We start from the raw sequence: 18,592 nt of genomic DNA on the forward strand, positions 1-18,592 counted from the left end.
CTCTTGCGACGCGACGAGAGACGTAAAAGCTAGATACGACATCCCCTGGAGGCGGCGTGACCAAGGGAGCAGCCATGACGGTGGTGGCGGACCTCGACGAGGAGCCGGCGAGGGCGACCGAGGGCGGGCCGGTGCAACTGCTGCCGATCGCCTGCCTGCGCGCGGCCGACTCGCCCCGGCTGGCCGGCGAGGACGACCTGCACGCGCAGACACTGGCCGAGACGGACGCGCCACTGCCGCCGATCCTGGTCCACCGCGGCACCATGCGCGTGATCGACGGCATGCACCGGCTGCGCGCCGCGGTCCTGCGCGGCGAGACGCAGATCGCCGCCCGCCTGTTCGACGGCACCGTCGAGGCGGCGTTCGTGCTCGCGGTGCAGGCCAACGTCACCCACGGACTGCCGCTGTCGCTGGCCGACCGCGAGGCGGCGGCCCAGCGGATCCTCCGGTCGCACCCGCACTGGTCCGACCGGGCGGTGGCGACCGCGGCCGGGCTCGCGGCGAAGACTGTGGCGAGCATCCGCCGGCAGGACATCGGGGCTCCCGACGTGCACGCCCGGCTCGGCCGCGACGGCCGGCTGCGCCCGGTCAACAGCGCCGAGGGCCGCCGCATCGCCAGCGAGCTGATCAGCCGCAAACCGGAGGCGTCGCTGCGCGAGATCGCCAAGACCGCCGGCATCTCCCCGGCCACCGCCCGGGACGTACGCGAGCGGATGAAGCGCGGCGACGACCCGCTGCCGCTGCGTCAGCGCGGTGGTGAGCCGCGCCCGGCCCGGGCCGGCCTGAGCCGCCGGCCACCGATGCGGGAGCGCTCGGTCAACCTGCAGAACCTGCGGCACGACCCGTCCGTCCGGTTCACCGAGTCCGGCCGTGCACTGCTGCGCTGGCTCGACAGCCAGGCCACCGGGCCGCAAGGCTACGCGGAGCTGATCGGCACCATCCCGGCGCACTGCACGTACGTGGTCGCCGACATCGCGCGCAGCATCGCCGAGGAGTGGCTCGAGTTCGCGGACCAGCTCCGGCAGCGGGCGAACGAGGCGGCCTGACGTCGCCACCGGTGGGATTGGGGACAAATGGATACGCAGCACGAGCTGACGCTCGACCGCGTCCGCGCCGACATCGGCGCCGCGGTCGGCGACACCGACGCGCTCGACGCCTCGGACGGCGACCTCATCGCCTGCGGCCTCGACTCGCTGAAGGTGATGCGGCTGGCCAGCCGGTGGCGGGCGGCCGGAGTGGACGTCAAGTACGCCGAACTCATGGAACGGCCGACGCTCGCGGGCTGGATGGACCTGCTCACCGCACGACAGGCGCCCGCTCCCGCCACCGCCGCTCCCGCCGCGTCCGGTGCCCCGGCGGACGCCCCCGGAGAGCCGTTCGACCTCGCCCCGATGCAGTACGCCTACTGGGTCGGCCGGCACGAACAGCTCGTGCTGGGCGGCGTGGCCACCCACTTCTACGCCGAGTTCGACGGCGCCGCGATCGACACCGCCCGGCTCGACGCGGCCACCCGGGCGCTCATCGCCCGCCACGACATGCTGCGCGTGACGATCCTCGACGACGGCCGGCAGCGGGTCGCCGACTCCTCGCCGTGGTCCGGCGCCACCGTCCACGACCTGCGCGACCTCGACGGACCGGCGGTCACCGCGCGGCTGGCGGAGATCCGCGACCGCCTCTCGCACCGGCGCTTCGACATCGCCCGGGGCGAGGTCTTCGACCTGGCCGTCTCGGTCCTGCCCGGCGGCGCCAGCCGGCTGCACCTCAACATCGACATGATCGTCGCGGACGCGCTGAGCTTCCGGATCATCCTCAACGACCTGGCCGAGCTGTACGCCGACCCGGACGCCGCGCTGCCGCCGATCCGCTACAGCTACCGCCGGTACCTCGCCGAGCGCCGCGCCGCACCGGCCCGGGGACGGGAGGCGGCCGTCGCGTACTGGCGCGAACGCCTGCCGGAGATGCCGGCCGCGCCGCAGGTGCCGCTGGCGACCGCGCCCGAGCGCCTGGCGGTCCACCGCGTGGTCCGGCGCTTCCACCGCCTCGACGCGGCCTGGCGCGAACGCCTCGACGCGCGGGCCCGGACGCACGGCGTCACGTCGTCGATGGTGTTCGCCGCCGCCTTCACCGAGGTGCTGTCCGCGTGGAGCGCCGAGCCCGACTTCCTGCTCAACGTGCCGCTGTTCGACCGGGATCCGCTGCACCCGGACGTGGCGCACCTGGTCGGCGACTTCACCAACCTGCTGATCGTGGCCGTGCACACCGGGGAGGGCACGTTCCTCGACGCCTGCCGCCGGCTGCAGGACCGCGTCCGCGCCGACGCCCTGCACAGCGACTTCTCCGGCCTGGAGGTGCTGCGTGCGCTCTCCGCCGAACGCGGCGCGCAGGCGCTCGCGCCGGTGGTGTTCACCAGCGCGCTCGGCCTCGGCGAGCTGTTCAGCCGCAAGGTACGCGACTGCTTCGGCGACGCCGGCTGGAACATCTCCCAGGCCCCGCAGGTCTGGCTGGACCACCAGGTCACCGAGGACGACGGCGGGCTGCTGCTCAACTGGGACGCCGTCGACGGCCTGATCCCCGCCGACGTGCTCGACGACATGTTCGCCGCGTATCTGTGGCTGCTCGACCGGATCGTCACCGACGCGGGGGCCTGGACCGAGCCGGTGCCGAGCCTGCTGCCGCAGGCGGCCGCCCGCCGCCGGGCGGCGCTGAACGACACCGCCGGCCCGCAGCGGCGGACCACCCTCACCGAGGGGTTCCTGGCGCACGCCGCCGCCGAGCCGGACCGGATCGCGCTGCTCGCCGCCGGGGCCGTCGTGCGCTACGGCGAACTCGCCGAGCGGGCCCGGCGGATCGCCGGCCGGCTCGTCGCCGCCGGACTGGATCCGGGCGACACCGTCGCGGTGACCCTGCCGAAGGGACCGGCGCAGATCGAGGCGGTGCTCGGCGTGCTGTGCGCCGGCGGCGTCTTCGCCCCGGTCGGCGTCGACCTGCCACCGGTGCGCCGCGTCGCGATCCACCGGGCCGCCGGGGTGCGGATCGTGCTCACCGACACGGCCACCCGGGACCAGCCGATCTGGAGCCACGGACTGCCGGTGCTCGCCGTCGAGGAGGCGACCGACGCGCCACCGCTCGCCGAACTCCGGCCGGCCGGGCCCGACGACCTGGCGTACGTCATCCACACGTCCGGCTCGACGGGCGGCCCGAAGTGCGTGGAGATGACGCACCGGGCGGCGATGAACACCATCGAGGACATCGGCGACAGGTGGGGCATCGGCCCGGACGACCGGGGGCTCGCGCTGTCCGCGCTGGACCACGACTGGTCGGTGTACGACATCTTCGCGTTCCTCACCGCCGGCGGCGCGCTGGTCTGCGTCGACGACACCGCCCGCCGCGACGCCGAGCACTGGCTCGACCTGGTCCGCCGCCACCGCGTCACGGTGTGGACGTCGGTACCGGCGCTGCTGGACATGCTGCTCGTGGCGGCCGAGGGCGAGGCGGCGGAGCAGGCCGGTGACCTGCCGTTGCGGCTGGCCCTCGTCGGCGGCGACTGGGTGGGGCTCGACCTGTACGACCGGCTCACCGCGCGGGCGCCCGGCGCCCGCCTGGTCGCGCTCGGCGGCGCCACCGAGGTCGGCATCCACTCCACCTGGCACGAGGTGACCGAGGTGCCGGCGCACTGGCGGTCGGTGCCGTACGGCGCACCGCTGCGTAACCAGCTCACCCGCGTGGCCGACGGGCTCGGCCGGGACCGGCCCGACCTCGTGCCCGGCGAGCTGTGGCTCGGCGGCGTCGGCGTCGGGCCGGGCTACCGGGGCGACCCGGAACGCACCGCCGCGCGGTTCGTCGAGCGGGACGGGCAGCGCTGGTACCGCACCGGTGACCTGGCCCGCTTCCACCCCGACGGGCGCCTGGAGTTCCTCGGCCGCCTCGACGGCCAGGTGAAGATCCTGGGACACCGGCTCGACCTCGGCGACGTGGAGGCGGCGCTGCGCGAGCACCCGGGCGTGGCCCACGCGGTCGCGCTGACCGTACCCGGCGAGGCCGGGCCGCGGCTGGTCGCCGCGGTGACCCCGGCGGCCGGCGGGCCGGTCGACGCGCAGACGCTGCGGGCGTACGCCGGGGAGCGGCTGCCGCCGTACATGGTGCCGTACCGCGTCGACGTGCTGGACGCGCTGCCGCTCACCGCGAACGCGAAGATCGACCGGACCGCGCTCGCCGCCCGGTTCAGCGACGACGCCCGGCCCGCACCCGAGGCGGCGGGCCGGCTGACCGGCCCGGCCGAACTCGCCGTCGCGGCCGTCTGGGCCGACCTGCTCGGCCGGCCTGCCGTCGGCCCCGACGACAGCTTCTTCGCCCTCGGCGGCAACAGCCTGCTCGCCACCCGCCTGGTCACCGCCGTGCGGGCGGCCGGATTCCCGGGCGCGCGCCTGTCCACGCTGTTCGCCGCGCCGACGCTCCGGGCGTTCGTGGACCGGCTCGGCGAGGCGTCCGCGCCGGTCGCCCCGGCCGCGCCCGCCACTGCCGTGCCGGTCGAGGCCCACCCCGAGCGACGGTACGACCCGTTCGACGCCACCGAGGTCCAGCGCGCCTACTGGCTGGGCCGGCGTCCCGAGTTCACCCTCGGCGGCGTCGGCTCGCACTGGTACTGGGAGTTCGAGGGCGAGCAGGTCGACCTGGAGCGGTTCGAGGAGGCGTTCAACCGGGTCGTCGCCCGGCACGACATGCTGCGCGCCGTCTTCGACGACGACGCCCGGCAGCGGGTGCTGCCCGAGGTGCCGCGCTACCGGATCACGGTCACCGACGCCGGCGGTGACGCGTACCCGGTCGCGGTCGAGCGGATGCGCGACGACCTCGCCCACCTGGTGCACGACCCGGCCGCCTGGCCGATGTTCGCGGTCCGCGCGGTCCGCTCGGCGGATCGCACCCGCATCGGCCTCAGCCTCGACTTCCTGGTCCTCGACGCGCTCAGCATCATGATCGTGCTGGCCGATCTGGCCGAGCTGTACGCCGACCCGGCGGCCGCACTGCCCGAACTGGGGATCACCTTCCGGGACTGCGTGGTGGCCGGGGACCCCGATCCGCAGCGCCGCGAGGCCGCCCGGCGCTACTGGGTCGAACGGCTGCCGCACCTGCCGCCCGGCCCGCGGCTCCCGCTGGCCCGCGATCCCCGCCAGATCGACCGTCCCCGCTTCACCCGGCGGGAGGGACGCCTGAACGACCAGGCGTGGTCGCGCCTGGTCGCGCGGGCCGCCGAGCACGGCGTGACCCCGTCCACCGTGGTCGCCGCCGCGTTCGCGGCCGTCCTCGGGAGGTGGAGCGCCACGCCGGACTTCACGCTGAACCTCACGCTGTTCGACCGGCTCGCCACCCACCCCGACATCTCCCGCATCGTCGGTGACTTCACCTCGCTGCTGCTGGTCGCGAACACGCCCGAACCGGGGGAGAGCTTCGCCGCCGCCGTCCGCCGGCTCCAGGGCCGCGTCTGGGCCGACATCGAGCACAGCTCCTTCTCCGGCATCGCGGTCCTGCAGGAACTGGCCCGGCACACCGGCTCGGCGGAGGTCGCCATGCCTGTGGTGTTCACCAGCACCATCGGCGTCAGCGCCGCCACCGATCGCCCGTTCGGCCTGACCACACCGTTCGGCCGGTACGTCACCGGCCTGTCCCAGACCCCGCAGGTGTGGCTCGACCACCAGGTCACCGAGCACGAGGGCGGGCTGCTGTTCAACTGGGACGCGGTCGAGGAGCTGTTCGCGCCGGGCGTGCTCGACGCGATGTTCGACGCGTACCGCGGGTTGCTGCGCCACCTCGCCACCGCCGGCTGGGACCGGCCCGCGCCGGTGCCGCTGCCGGCCGGGCAGGCGCAGGTGCGGGCCCGGGTCAACGACACCGGCGCACCGGTCACCGACCGGCTGCTGCACGCCGGGTTCGCCGCCGTCGCCCGCGACGACCCCGGCCGTACCGCACTGGCCTGGGGCGACGGTGAGTCGCTGAGCTACGGCGAACTCGCCCGGCGGGCCCGCCGCGTCGCCGGTGCGCTCGTCGCCACCGGCGTGCGGCCCGGCGACAACGTGGCCGTGTCGCTGCCCCGGGGACCGGACCAGGTCGCCGCGGTGCTCGGCGTCCTGCACGCCGGTGCCGCGTACGTCCCGGTCGCCGCCGACCAGCCCGAGCTGCGCCGGGAGCGGATCCATCGGGGCGCCGGGATCCGGGTCGCGCTCACCGCGTCGGCGGTGCCCGACGGCGTGACCGCACTGCCGATGGCGCGGGCGCTGGCCGCCGCCGAGCTCGCCGAACCGGTCACCGTCACGCCCGACCAGCCCGCGTACGTCATCTTCACCTCCGGCTCCACCGGCGAGCCCAAGGGTGTGGTGACCGCGCACGGCGCCGCCTGGAACACTGTCGACGACATCAGCACGCGCTTCGGCGTCGGCCCCGGCGACCGGGTGCTGGCGGTCAGCGCCCTCGACTTCGACCTGTCCGTCTACGACCTGTTCGGCGCCCTCGCGGCCGGCGGGACCGTGGTGCTCACCGCCGAGGACGAGCGCGCCGACCCGGCCGCCTGGCTGCGCCTGGCCGACACCCACCGGGTCACGGTCTGGAACTCGGCCCCGGCGCTGCTGGACATGCTGCTCACCATGTCGGGCGACCGGCCGCCGCTGCCGCTGCGTCTGGCCCTGGTCTCCGGCGACTGGGTCGGGCTGGACCTGCGGCGGCGCCTCGACGCGGTGACCTCCGGCTGCCGGCTGATCGCCCTCGGCGGCGCCACCGAGGCGGCCATCTGGTCGAACGCGTTCGAGGTGACCGAGGTGCCCCCGGAGTGGACGTCGGTCCCGTACGGCTTCCCGCTGCGCGGCCAGCGCTACCGGGTCGCCGACCCGGCTGGCGCGGACCGCCCCGACTGGGTGCCGGGTGAGCTGTGGATCGGCGGGGCGGGCGTCGCGCTCGGCTACCACGGCGACGAACGCCGCACCGCCCAGCGTTTCGTCCGCCACGACGGCGGCCGCTGGTATCGCACCGGCGACCTGGGCCGCTACTGGCCGGACGGAACGCTGGAGTTCCTCGGCCGCGCCGACCACCAGGTGAAGATCCGCGGCCATCGGGTCGAACTGGGCGAGGTCGAGGCGGCCCTGGAGAGCCACCCGGCGGTGACCCGGGCGGTGGCCGTGGCTCCCGGGGGACGGCAGCGCCGGCTGCTCGCGGCGGTGGTCGCACCCGGCGGCGTCGATCCCGGCGACCTGCGCGCGCACCTGGCCCGCCGGCTGCCCGAGCACATGGTGCCGGCCCGCGTCGAACACCTCGCCGAGCTGCCGCTGACCGCCAACGGCAAGGTCGACCGGGCACGCGTCGAGGCGATCGTCGACCGGCCCGACCACACCGGCGGGGAACGGATCAGCGACCCGGTCGAGGAGGCGGTGGCGCAGCTCTGGACCGACCTGCTCGGCCAGCCCGTCACCGGCCGCCGGGAGAGCTTCTTCGCGCTCGGCGGCAACAGCCTGCTCGCCACCCGGCTGGTGGCCGCGTCCCGGGCCCGGTTCGGGGTCGAGCTGTCGCTGCGTCAACTGCTCACCGCGCCGACGGTCGCCGAGCAGGCCGCCCTCGTCGCCGCCCAGTCCACCGTGGAACTCGCCGTCGAGGAGGGTGTGCTGTGACCGCAGCGCTGCGTGCCGACGCCGCCGCGATCCTGGCCGAGCTGGAAGCCGCCGGCGTCCGGCTGTGGGCCGAGGACGCCCGGCTGCGTTTCCGCGCGCCCCAGGGCGTGCTGACCGAGGAACGGCGGGCCCGGCTGCTCGCCGCCAAACCCGAGCTGCTCGCGTACCTCGCCGAGGCCGAGTCGGGACGCATCGAGCCCGAACCGGAGGCCCGCCACGAGCCGTTCCCGCTCACCGACATCCAGGCCGCGTACCTGATGGGCCGGCGCACCGTGTTCGCGTACGGCGGGGTCGGCTGTCACGCCTACGGCGAGGTGCGGCTGCGCGACCTGGACCCGGAGCGGGTACGCGACGCCTGGCAGGCGCTGGTGGACCGGCACGACATGCTGCGGGCGGTGATCGACGCGAACGGCTCGCAGCGCGTCCTGGCCGAGGTACCGCCGGTCCGGGTCGCCGCCACCGACCTGCGCGGGCGTCCCGCCGAGGAGGTCGAGGCGCACGTCGCGGCCGTGCGGGCCGACATGGACCACCGGGTCTACGAACCGCACGAGTGGCCGCTGTTCGACCTGGCGGTGACCCGCGCCGACGACGGCGCGCTGCTGCACGTCTCGATCGACTTCCTGATCGCCGACTTCGTCAGCATCCAGCTGCTGCTCACCGAGTTCCAGGAGCACTACACCGATCCGGACGTGGTCCGGCCGCCGCTCGACGTCACGTTCCGTGACTACCTGGCCGCCGAACGGCGGCTGCGCGGCACCCGCCGCTACGAGCGGGACCAGGCGTACTGGTTCGACCGGATCGACAGCCTGCCGGCCGCGCCGGACCTGCCGGTCCTCGGTGACCAGTCCGCCGGCGACCCGGTCCGGTTCCGGCGCCACGAGCTGCGTCTCGACGGCGCCGGGTACGCCGCGCTGCGCGAGGCCGCCGCCGCGCACGGGCTCAGCCCGACCGCGGCGGTCCTCACCGCGTACGCCGAGGTGATCGGCAGGTGGAGCCGGCGGCGACGGTTCGTGCTGAACCTGACGATGCTCAACCGGCTGCCGTTGCACCCGCAGGTGGATCGGCTGGTCGGCGACTTCACCTCCGCCGTGCTGCTGGAGGTCGACGGCGCCGAGGGGACCACGCTCGCCGAACGCGGTGGCGCCCTGCAACGCCGGCTCTGGCAGGACCTCGACCACCGGCTGGTCGGCGGCGTCACCGTGCTGCGGGAGCTGGCCCGCCGCCGGGGCGCCGACGCCGCGCTCATGCCCGTCGTGTTCACCAGCGCGCTCGGTCTCGGCGACACCACAGCGCCCGGGCCGGAGGCGGGGGAGACCGGCTACGGCATCAGCCAGACCCCGCAGGTGTGGATCGACTGCCAGGCGCTGGAACGCGGCGACGGCCTCGAACTGCACTGGGACGTCCGGCAGGGGGTGTTCCCGGACGGTGTCGCGGAGGACATGTTCGCCGCGTTCGGCGACCTGGTACGGCGGCTGGCCGGCGACGCGCCGCCCTGGTCGCAGCCGTCCCCTGTGGACCTGCCGGAACGGCAGCGCCGCCGCCGCGCCGAGGTCAACGACACCGCGGCGCCGCTGTCCGGGCGGCTGCTGCACAGCGGCGTGGTCGAGCAGTGCCGGCGCACCCCGGACCGCCCGGCGGTGCTGTCCGGGGAGCGCACGCTGACGTACGGCGAACTGCTCGGCCGGGCCGGCGCGGTGGCGGCGGCGCTGCGCGAGCGCGGCTGCGCGCCCGGCGACATCGTCGCCATCGTCATGCACACCGGCTGGGAGCAGCCGGTCGCGGCGCTCGGCGCGCTGCTGGCCGGCGGCGTCTACCTGCCGATCGACACCCGCAGCCCCCGGGCGCGCCGCGACGCGCTGCTGTCCGGTGCCGGGGCGCGGCACGTGCTGGCCACCGCCGCCACCGCCGACGGGCTCGACGCCCCGATCCTGGTCGAGCGGCTGGACCCGGTCGACCCCGACGAGCGGCTACTGACGCCCGCCGCCGGCCCGGCGGACCTGGCCTACGTCATCTACACCTCCGGCTCGACCGGCACGCCCAAGGGCGTGATGATCGACCACCGGGGCGCGGTAAACACCGTCGAGGACGTCAACGCCCGCTTCGGCGTCGGGCCGGACGACCGGGTGCTGGCCCTGGCCAGCCTCGCCTTCGACCTGTCCGTGTACGACCTGTTCGGCCCGCTGGCCGTCGGCGGCGCGCTGGTGCTGCCCGACCACGACCGGCGCGCCGACCCGTCGCACTGGGTCGACACGATGCTGCTGCACAGCGTCACGCTGTGGAACTCCGTCCCGGCGCAGATGCAGATGCTCGCCGACTACCTGACCGTGGAGGCCGGCGTCGACCTGCCGTCGCTGCGGCTGGCACTGCTCAGCGGCGACTGGATCCCGGTCACCCTGCCGGACCAGATCCGCGGTCGGCTGCCCGGGCTGCGGCTGGTCAGTCTCGGTGGCGCGACGGAGGCGTCGATCTGGTCGATCCACCACCCGATCGAGGCGGTCCCGCCGCACTGGCGCAGCATCCCGTACGGCACGCCGCTGACCAACCAGACGTTCCACGTGCTCGACGAGGCCGGACGTGACTGCCCGGACTGGACGGTGGGGGAGCTGTACATCGGCGGCGTGGGCGTCGCGGCCGGCTACCTCGGCGACCCGGAGCAGACCGCCCGCCGGTTCAGCGTGCACGAGCCCGGCGGCGAGCGCCGGTACCGCACCGGCGACCTCGGCCGCTACCGGCCCGACGGCGTCATCGAGTTCCTCGGCCGGGAGGACGACCAGGTCAAGATCCGCGGCCACCGGATCGAACTGGCCGAGGTCGAGGCGGCGATGCAGTCGCACCCGGCGGTCGGTGCCGCCGTCGCGTTCGTGGAGGGGGAGCCGCCGCTGGACCGGCGCCTCGCCGCCGTGGTCGAGACCGCACACCGGGAGCCGGACCGGGAGGCCGCCGTCCGCGACACCGCCCGGCTCCTCGACGGCGCCCGGCGCCGGCTCGCCGAGGTACGCCGGGAGATGGACGCCGACGCGGCAGTCGCGTTCGCCCGCGAACTGGACCGCACCGCGCTGCTGGCGATGGTGACCACGTTGCGCGGCGCCGGCCTGTTCCGTACCGCCGGGTCGGCACACACGCTGCCGGAGGTGCTCGACGCCGCCCGCGTCGCCCCGAAGCACCACCGCCTGGTCCGGCGCTGGGTGAAGGGCCTAATCGCGGGCGGCATGATGCGCCGCGACGGCGACCGGCTCACCGGCGTACCGGCGGTGACCGCCGACGACGTGGCGGCGGCCTGGGCGCGGGTCGACGAACTGCTGCCCGGTGGCGGGCACCGGCCCGAACTCGTCGAGTACTTCCGCGCGGCCACCACCCGGCTCCCCGAGCTGCTGCGCGACGACGCCGACCCGATCCAGTTGCTGTTCCCCGAGGGGCGGCTGGACATCCAGGAGTCGGCCTACCAGGGCAACTTCCTCAGCGACACGGTCAACCGGCTGGTCGTGGAGGCGATGTGCACGCTCGCCGCCGACTTCCCGGCCGGGCGGCCGATGCAGGTGCTGGAGGTGGGTGCCGGGGTGGGCGGCACCAGCATCGACCTGATCCCGGCGCTCGCCGCGCACCCGGTGCGCTACCTGTTCACCGACGTCTCCACCTTCTTCCTCAACGCCGCGCAGGAACGCTTCGCCGCATACCCCTGGGTCGGCTACGGCATCTACGACCTGAACGCCGACTACCGGGCGCAGGGCCTGGAGTCCAACGCGTTCGACGTGATCCTCTGCGCCAACGTGCTGCACTACGCCCGCCACGCCGGCCGGGCGCTGGCACGGTTCAGGGAGATGCTGCGCCCCGGCGGCTGGCTGGTCTTCATCGAGACGACCCGGGACAACTACCAGATCCTCACCTCGATGGAGTTCCTGTTCGACGCCACCGCCGGCGACTTCGAGGACGTACGGGCCGGACAGGACGAGACGTTCATCTCCCGGCCGCAGTGGCAGGCTCTGCTCACCGAGGCCGGTGCCTCCACTGTGGTGTGCCTGTCCGACGAGGACGAGGCGCTGGACCGGATCGGCATGCACGTGTTCGCGGTGCGGTTCAAGGCCGACCGGGTGCCGGTCACCCCGGCCGAGATCACCGCGCACCTGGGCGAGCGGCTGCCCGGCTACATGGTGCCGGGCACGATCGGGGTGGTCGACGCGCTGCCGCTGACCGGCAACGGCAAGGTCGACCGGGCCGCCCTGCCGGCGCTGCTGCGGGCACCGGAGCTGGGCGGAGCCGCGCCGGTGTCGGCGGAGCCGTCCGGCGAGGTCGAGATCGCGCTGGCGAAGGCGTGGGCGGAGGTGCTGGGCGTGCCCACCGTCGGCCGCGACCACACCATCTTCCAGCTCGGCGGCGACTCGCTGCTGGCGGCGCAGCTCGTCGCCCGGATCCGCGAGTCGGTGCCGGCGGCCGCCGACGCCTTCTTCGACCAGATGCTGCGCGACCTGCTGGAGGGGTGCACGCTCGCCGAACTCGCGGCCGGTCTCGGCGCCGGTTCCGCCACCGAATCCCGGTCCGGGGACGAGACCGGGCCGGACGGGCCGGTGACACTGGTCGGCCTCGACGGTCCGGGGCCGGACGTGCTCGTGCACGACGGCACCGGCGGGCTCCCTCCGGTCGCCGGTGACCTCGCCGCCGCCGGGTCCGGCCTGGTGGTGGCCGCGCCGCAGACGTACCTCGGCCTGGACCCGGCGGTGCTCGTCGACTGGCACGCCTCCGCCTGCGCCGACGTGCTGGCCGGGACCGCGCCGCTCGCGCTGGCCGGGCGGAACTTCGGCGCCCTGCTCGCGGTCGAGGTGGCCCGGCGCCGGCTGGAGCAGGGCGGCGAGATCAGCCGGCTGGTCGCCGTCGTCACCGAGCCGTTCACCCCGGACCTGCGCGACGACCTGCTCGTCGAGTACGCCTTCGCCAGGGCCCTCGGCGTGGCGCCGCCGGACGTCGGGCTGCCCGCCGAGGCGGACCTGGCACGTGCCGTCGAGGCGGCCGGTGGCGGCGTGCTGCCGCCGGGCCGGCTCACCTATCCGCCGGCCGGGCAGGAGGCCCCCGGCGTGACCGACGTGCTGCTGCGGCAGACCGAACGCCCGGCCGGCGAGCGGCTCGCCGCCATCGCCACGCGGGCCGGGCTGACCGGGGCCGAGACCGAGCGGCGGTACGAGATGTTCCGGCACAGCCTCGACGCGGCGGCCCGGCACCGCGCCGAGCCGTACGCCGGGGACGTCACGCTCGTGCTCGCGTTCGACAGTGGGCTCTGGCCGGCGGCGGCGGAGGCGATCCCGGCCCGCTGGCGCGACCAGTGCCTCGGCGCGGTCGACGTGCGGTGGTCGCGGTGACCGCCGGCCCGGTCGCCGTGGTCGGCGGGTACGGCGCGGTGGGCAGCGCCGCGGTCGCCCGGCTGCACCGCGACGGCGTCGGCCCGCTGCGCGTCGGCGGCCGGAACCCCGACCGGGCCGCGGCGCTGGTCCGCGACCGGCTCGGCGGCGCCGGGGAGGCGGTCGCTGTCGACGTGTACGACAGGGACTCGCTGGCCCGCTTCTGCGCCGGCTGCCGGCTCGTGGTCTGCGCGGGCGGCGCGTCGCACCAGGTGCTCGACCGGGTGGCGGTGGCCGCTCTGGCCGCCGGCGCGGACTACGTGGACGCCGGCGGGGACGAGCCGTTGTACGACCGCCTCGCCGGGCGCGACCTCGCCGCGCAGGGCCGGATCGCGCTCGTCACCGCCGGGATGATGCCGGGACTCAGCGGGCTGCTGCCCCGCTGGCTGGCGGCGCGGGGCGTGACCCGGCCCCGGCGCCTGGTCGCCCACCTCGGCGTGATGGACCGGCTCACCCCGGCCGGCGCGGTCGACTACCTGCTCAGCCTGCACGACCGCGAGCGGGAGTCGCGCGCCGTGTGGATCGGCGGCCGGCCGGTCGCCCGCGCCGCCGAACCACAGGTGGACGCGCTGGTGCCGTTCTTCCCCAACCCGGTCGGCGTGCACCCGTACCTCGGCTACGAGGCGCGCCGGCTCGGTGCCGGACTCGGCCTGGACGAGGTCCGCTGGAACTCCGTCTTCGACGGCGGCGCCGCGATGATGGCCACACTGGGCCGCCTCCAGGGGGCGATGGCCGGGCAGAGCGACCTCACCCGGGCCGCCGCCGAACTGGCCCGCGCCGCCGACCTGGACATGTTCTCGCGCCGGCCGTACCAGTTGATGCTGCTGGAACTGTCCGGCGCGGACGCCGCGGGCGACCCGGTCACCCGGACCGTGCTGGCCCGCTCGACCGACACGTCCGCGCTCACCGGCACGGTCCTGGCGCTGGCCGCGCGGCAGGTGCTGGACGGGCTGGTGAAGCCGGGGACGCACTTCGCGGCCGAGGGCCTGCACCCGGAGCGGCTGGTCGAGGCGCTGCTACGCACCGGCGCGCTCACCGCGTTCGAGACGTTCGACGTGCCCGCCGCCGAGGCGGCGTCAGCGGTCGAGGAGGGCGCGTTGTGACAGGGCCCCGGGTGGTCGTCGCCGGCACCGGGTTCGGCCGGGTCTACCTGGCCGGCGTCGCCGACCCGGCGTTCCCGTTCGAGCTGGCCGGCGTGCTCGCCCGGGGCAGCGAGCGGTCCCGGGCCTGCGCCGAGCGCTACGGCGTGCCGCTGTGGACCCGGGTGGCGGACCTGCCCGGCGACGTGGACGTGGCCTGCGTGGTGGTCGGTTCCGCGCCCACCGGCGGGCCCGGCGCCCGGCTCGCGGTCGAGCTGATGCGCCGGGGCGTGCACGTCCTCCAGGAGCACCCGGTGCACCCGGGGGAACTGGCGGAGTGCCTGCGCCAGGCCCGCGCCTCCGGGGTGCGGTACCGGCTCAACAGCCACCACGTCCACGTGGCCGCGGTACGCCGCTTCATCGCCGCGGTACGCGACCTCGCGGCCCGGCAGGACCTGCTGTTCGTCGACGCGGCCACCAGCGTGCAGGTGCTCTACACCCTGTTCGACGTGCTCGGCGAGGCGCTGCCCCGGCTGCGTCCGTGGACGTTCGCCCCGCCGGTCACGCCGCCCGGCGTACCGCCGGCCGAGGCGCCGTTCCACAGCCTCGCCGGTGTGCTCGGCGGCGTGCCGGCCACGCTGCGGGTGCAGCACCACCTCGACCCGCGCGAGCCGGACAACCACGCCCACCTGTGGCACCGGATCACCGTCGGCGCCGAGGGCGGAACGCTGACGCTGGTCAGCAGCAACGGGCCGGTGCTGTGGTGCCCCCGGCCGCACCTGCCGCCGACGGACGGGCTGGCCGGGTTCGACGAAATGGCCGACGCGCACCTGAGCTACGGCGTCGCGGAGCCGGTCGGTCCGGCGACCGCGCCGACGTTCGCGGAGGTCTTCACACGACAGTGGCCCGCGGCGGTCCAGACCGCCCTGACGGGATTGTGGGACGCGGTGACCGACGGCGAGGATCCGATGACCAGAGGCCAGTACCATCTCACGCTCGGCCGGCTCACCCAGGACGTGCTCGATCTGCTCGGGCCGATGCACCTGGTCCGGCGGGACACCCCCACGGTGCTGTCCGCTCGGCACCTGTCCGCGGGACCGGAGGCGGCATGACCCCGCTGACCCGCTGCCTCCAGCGGTACGCCGCGCCCGCCGCGCCGGCCACGCGGCTCGTCTGCTTCCCGCACGCCGGTGGCGGGGCGAGCGGCTTCCGGCAGTGGGCCGGGCACCTGCCCGGCGGGGTGGAACTGCTGGCCGTGCAGTACCCGGGCCGGGAGGAGCGCATCGCCGAACCGCCCGCGACCGACCTGTGCCGCCTCGCCGCCGAGGTGTCGCACGCGCTCGCCGGTCTCGACCCGGCGCCCACCGTCCTGTTCGGGCACAGCCTCGGCGCGGCTGTCGCGTTCGAGACCGCCCGCCGCCTGCCGTCGCCGGTGCTGCTCGTCGTGTCCGGCCGGCAGGCGCCGGTGGACCCGGGCCGCTCGGTGCACCTGATGAGCGGCGACGAGCTGTGGCAGGACGTGGCCCGCTCCGGCGGCACCCGGCAGGAGGTGCTCGACAGCGACGAGTTGCGGGCGCTGCTGCTGCCGGTGCTGCGGGCCGACTACCGGCTCAGCGAGACCTACCGGCCGGCGCCGCTGCCGTTGCTGGCCTGCCCGGTGCTGGCCTGCTCCGGCGACCGCGACCCGGAGGTCGACCCGGCCGCCCTGGACGGCTGGCGGTCGGTGACCACCGGGACGTTCACCGCCCGGCTGTTCCCCGGCGACCACTTCTACCTGGTGCCGCAGCGGGGCGCGCTGATCGCCGAGGTGCTGCGTACCGCGTGGTCGTTGCCGGCCGCCGCGGCCTGGCCGTCGACGCCGTGACCAGCGAGGCGCTCACCGGCGCGCCGGACACCGGCACGACCGACCGGATCGCGGCGCTGTCCGCCGTCGCCGCCGCCGGGGGCGAGGGGTTCGCCCGGCTGGCCGCCGCCGACCCGGCGCTCGTGGCACTCGCCCACCGGCAGCGGGAGCGGCGGTGCCGGCAGCTCAACCTGGTCGCCGCGGCCAGCCCGACGCTGCCGGCCGTGCTGGCCGCCGGTGCGCTGGGCTTCGGCGCCGTCACCGCCGAGGGGTACCCGGGTCAGCGCTACCACTCCGGCGCCGAGACCGTCGACGCGGTGGAACGGCTCGCCCGGGCCCGCGCCGAACTGCTGTTCGGCGCCGCGCACGCGAACGTGCAGCCGGCGTCCGGCTCGGCGGCGAACCTGGCCGTGCTCTACGGGCTGCTCGGGCCGGACGACACAGTGCTGTCGCTGGAACTGAGCCACGGCGGGCACCTGTCGCACGTCTCCGGCGCGGCGAGCGTCTCCCGCCGGGTGCGGGCCCGGCACTACCGGGTCGGCCCGGACGGACTGGTGGACACCGACGAGGTGGCCGCGCTGGTCCGCGAGATCCGGCCCCGGCTGCTCATCTGCGGCGGCTCGGCCTGCCCCCGGGCGGTCGACTTCGCCGCGTTCCGCCGCGCCGCCGACGAGACCGGCGCGCTGCTGATGGCCGACGTCAGCCACGTGAGCGGCCTGGTCGCCACCGGGTTGCACCCGTCGCCGTTCGACCACTGCGACGTGGTGACCACGTCCACGTACAAGCAGTTGCGCGGCCCCCGGGGCGGGCTGGCCCTGCTCGGCGCCCGGTCCCGGATCCGCGCCGCCGACCTGGACCGGGCGGTGTTCCCCGGCTTCCAGGGCACGCCCGACTTCGGTGCCATCGCCGGCAAGGCGGTCGCGCTGCGCCACGCGGCCCGGCCGGCGTTCGCCGCCGCGATGGGCCGGGTGGTGCGCTACGCCGGGCAGCTCGCCGACGCCCTCGCCGGCCGGGGCGTACCGGTGCTCACCGGCGGCACCGACACCCACATGGTGCTCGTCGACCTGCGGCACGCCCCGGTGTCCGGCCGGTACGTCTGCGACGTGCTGGAGGCGCACGGTGTGCTCGCCAACCGCAATCCGGTGCCGGACGACCCGCGACCGGTCGGGCAGACCAGCGGTCTGCGGTTCGGCACCAACGACCTGGCGTTCCGGGACGTCGGCGACGACCTGGTGACCACTGTCGTGGCGGCCGTCGCCGGTGCCGTGGCGGAGCTGGCCGAGACCGGCGACCAGGCGCGCTGCCCGTCCCTGGCCGTACTGCCGGACCTGGTCGCCGAGGTCGCGTCGCGCGGCTACCGGGAGGAGTGAGGCGCCCGGTCGACGCGCAGCGGCAGCGCGGTCAGCGCCCGCAGGCTGAAGCTCGGCACCGCCCGGCGCGGCGCACCGGCGAGCGCCAGCCCCGGCCGGGCGCGCAGCAGCGCGGTGAGCGTCGCGGCCGTCTCCATCCGCGCCAGGTAGCCGCCCACGCAGGCGTGCGCGCCCCGCCCGAGGCCGAGGTTGCGGTTCGCGCCGGGCCGCTCCACGTCGAGCCGGTCCGGGTCGGGGAAAGCCCGCTCGTCCCGGTTGGCGGAGCCGACGAGCAGCATCACCGGCTGCCCGGCCGGGATCGTGACGTCGCCGACCCGGTGCTCCCCGGTGGTGACCCGGGTCGCGGTCTGCACCGGGCTGTCGTAGCGCAGCAGCTCGTCCACCGCGCCCGTCGTCAGCGCCGGGTCGGCGCTGAGCCGGTCGAGCTGCTCCGGGTGCCGCAGCAGCGCCAGCATCCCGTTGCCGATCAGGCTCACCGTGTTGTGGTGCCCGACGATGAGCAGGAAGACGCCGTTCACCAGCAGCTCGGCGAGCGTCATCGTCCGCTCGGCGCGCTGCGCGGCCAGCCACCTGCTCATCAGGTCGCCGGTCGGCTCGCGCCGGCGGCGGGTCAGCAGCCGGCCGAAGTAGTCGCCCGCCTCCCGCGTCGCCTCGGCCGCCGCGTCCCGCTGCGCGTCGCTGAGCAGCGCGTCCGGGTCGGAGGCGGCGCCGAACGCGCGGGACCACCGCTCCAGCAGCGGCCAGTCCGCCCGGGGCAGCCCGAACAGGCGTCCGATCACCGCGATCGGCACCGGGTACGCGACGTCGGCGACGAGGTCGATCTCGCCCCGGTCCGGCAGCGCGCCCACCACCTCGGCGACGGCCGCGTCGATCGCCGGGCGCATGGCGTCCACCGCCTGCGGCACGAACTCGTGACTCATCGCCGAGCGGATGCGCGGATGGTCCGGCGCGTCGAGCGCGTTGAGCGGCAGCGGGAACCGGGTGTCGATGCCCCGGGTACGGAAGTACTCGTCGTACGCGGTGAGCCGGCCCAGGTCGCAGCTCAGTCGCGGGTCGCGCAGCCCGGCGCGGACGTCGTCGTACCGGGACACCAGCCAGATGCCCGCGTTGGTGCGTACCGCGGGCGCCTCGTCGCGCAGCCGGCGCAGGAACGGGTACGGGTCGTCGGCGTACGCGGCGCCGGTGACGGTGGCGAGGAAGTCCGCCGCGATTCCGGGCGGGGAGGAGGTGGTCATCGGTGGCCTCCGTCGACTGTGGTGCCTGC

At 75.7% G+C, this 18,592-nt stretch carries 8 protein-coding genes; 7 read left to right on the forward strand and 1 reads right to left on the reverse strand.

The genetic code is table 11. The annotated features are described in order from the left end of the window. Positions 1-56 precede the first annotated feature (56 nt). Genes IRY44_RS09395 through glyA form a run of 7 tightly spaced genes read left to right on the forward strand, consistent with a single transcriptional unit; the run spans position 57 to position 17,328 of the window. Complete coding sequence (locus IRY44_RS09395) at positions 57-1,046, forward strand: ParB/RepB/Spo0J family partition protein (RefSeq protein ID WP_269696749.1); 990 nt, start codon at positions 57-59, stop codon at positions 1,044-1,046. A gap of 27 nt (positions 1,047-1,073) precedes the next feature. Continuing rightward, positions 1,074-7,649 (forward strand): non-ribosomal peptide synthetase, encoded by a 6,576-nt coding sequence (locus IRY44_RS09400; RefSeq protein ID WP_194800043.1) that lies wholly within the window; start codon positions 1,074-1,076, stop codon positions 7,647-7,649. Then, the gene (locus IRY44_RS09405) at positions 7,646-12,997 is read left to right on the forward strand and encodes a non-ribosomal peptide synthetase (protein WP_194800044.1); all 5,352 of its coding nucleotides are present in this window, start codon (positions 7,646-7,648) and stop codon (positions 12,995-12,997) included. Before IRY44_RS09400 ends, IRY44_RS09405 begins: the two co-directional genes overlap by 4 nt. After that, positions 12,994-14,139, forward strand: coding sequence for a saccharopine dehydrogenase NADP-binding domain-containing protein (locus IRY44_RS31235; RefSeq protein ID WP_194800045.1), 1,146 nt, complete (start codon positions 12,994-12,996; stop codon positions 14,137-14,139). Before IRY44_RS09405 ends, IRY44_RS31235 begins: the two co-directional genes overlap by 4 nt. Beyond that, a complete protein-coding gene (locus IRY44_RS09415; RefSeq protein WP_194800046.1) occupies positions 14,136-15,227 on the forward strand; it encodes a Gfo/Idh/MocA family oxidoreductase in 1,092 nt (363 codons plus the stop codon). Before IRY44_RS31235 ends, IRY44_RS09415 begins: the two co-directional genes overlap by 4 nt. Continuing rightward, the gene (locus IRY44_RS09420) at positions 15,224-15,979 is read left to right on the forward strand and encodes a thioesterase II family protein (RefSeq protein WP_194800047.1); all 756 of its coding nucleotides are present in this window, start codon (positions 15,224-15,226) and stop codon (positions 15,977-15,979) included. The genes IRY44_RS09415 and IRY44_RS09420 overlap by 4 nt, the downstream gene beginning before the upstream one ends. Continuing rightward, a complete protein-coding gene (gene glyA / locus IRY44_RS09425) occupies positions 15,937-17,328 on the forward strand; it encodes a serine hydroxymethyltransferase (RefSeq protein ID WP_194800048.1) in 1,392 nt (463 codons plus the stop codon). Before IRY44_RS09420 ends, glyA begins: the two co-directional genes overlap by 43 nt. Here glyA and IRY44_RS09430 read toward each other — a convergent pair. Then, positions 17,313-18,563 (reverse strand): cytochrome P450, encoded by a 1,251-nt coding sequence (locus IRY44_RS09430; protein ID WP_194800049.1) that lies wholly within the window; start codon positions 18,561-18,563, stop codon positions 17,313-17,315. The genes glyA and IRY44_RS09430 overlap by 16 nt on opposite strands. Positions 18,564-18,592 lie beyond the last annotated feature (29 nt).

Origin of the sequence: Micromonospora sp. ANENR4 (genome assembly GCF_015354395.1) — a bacterium.
Classification (GTDB): domain Bacteria; phylum Actinomycetota; class Actinomycetes; order Mycobacteriales; family Micromonosporaceae; genus Micromonospora; species Micromonospora aurantiaca.

What these genes read in the sequence shown, in the direction of transcription:
- IRY44_RS09430 (WP_194800049.1), bottom strand. Translation starts at nt 18,563, where the DNA reads ATGACCACCTCCTCCCCGCCCGGAATCGCGGCGGACTTCCTCGCCACC.
- IRY44_RS09400 (WP_194800043.1), top strand. Translation starts at nt 1,074, where the DNA reads ATGGATACGCAGCACGAGCTGACGCTCGACCGCGTCCGCGCCGACATC.
- IRY44_RS09420 (WP_194800047.1), top strand. Translation starts at nt 15,224, where the DNA reads ATGACCCCGCTGACCCGCTGCCTCCAGCGGTACGCCGCGCCCGCCGCG.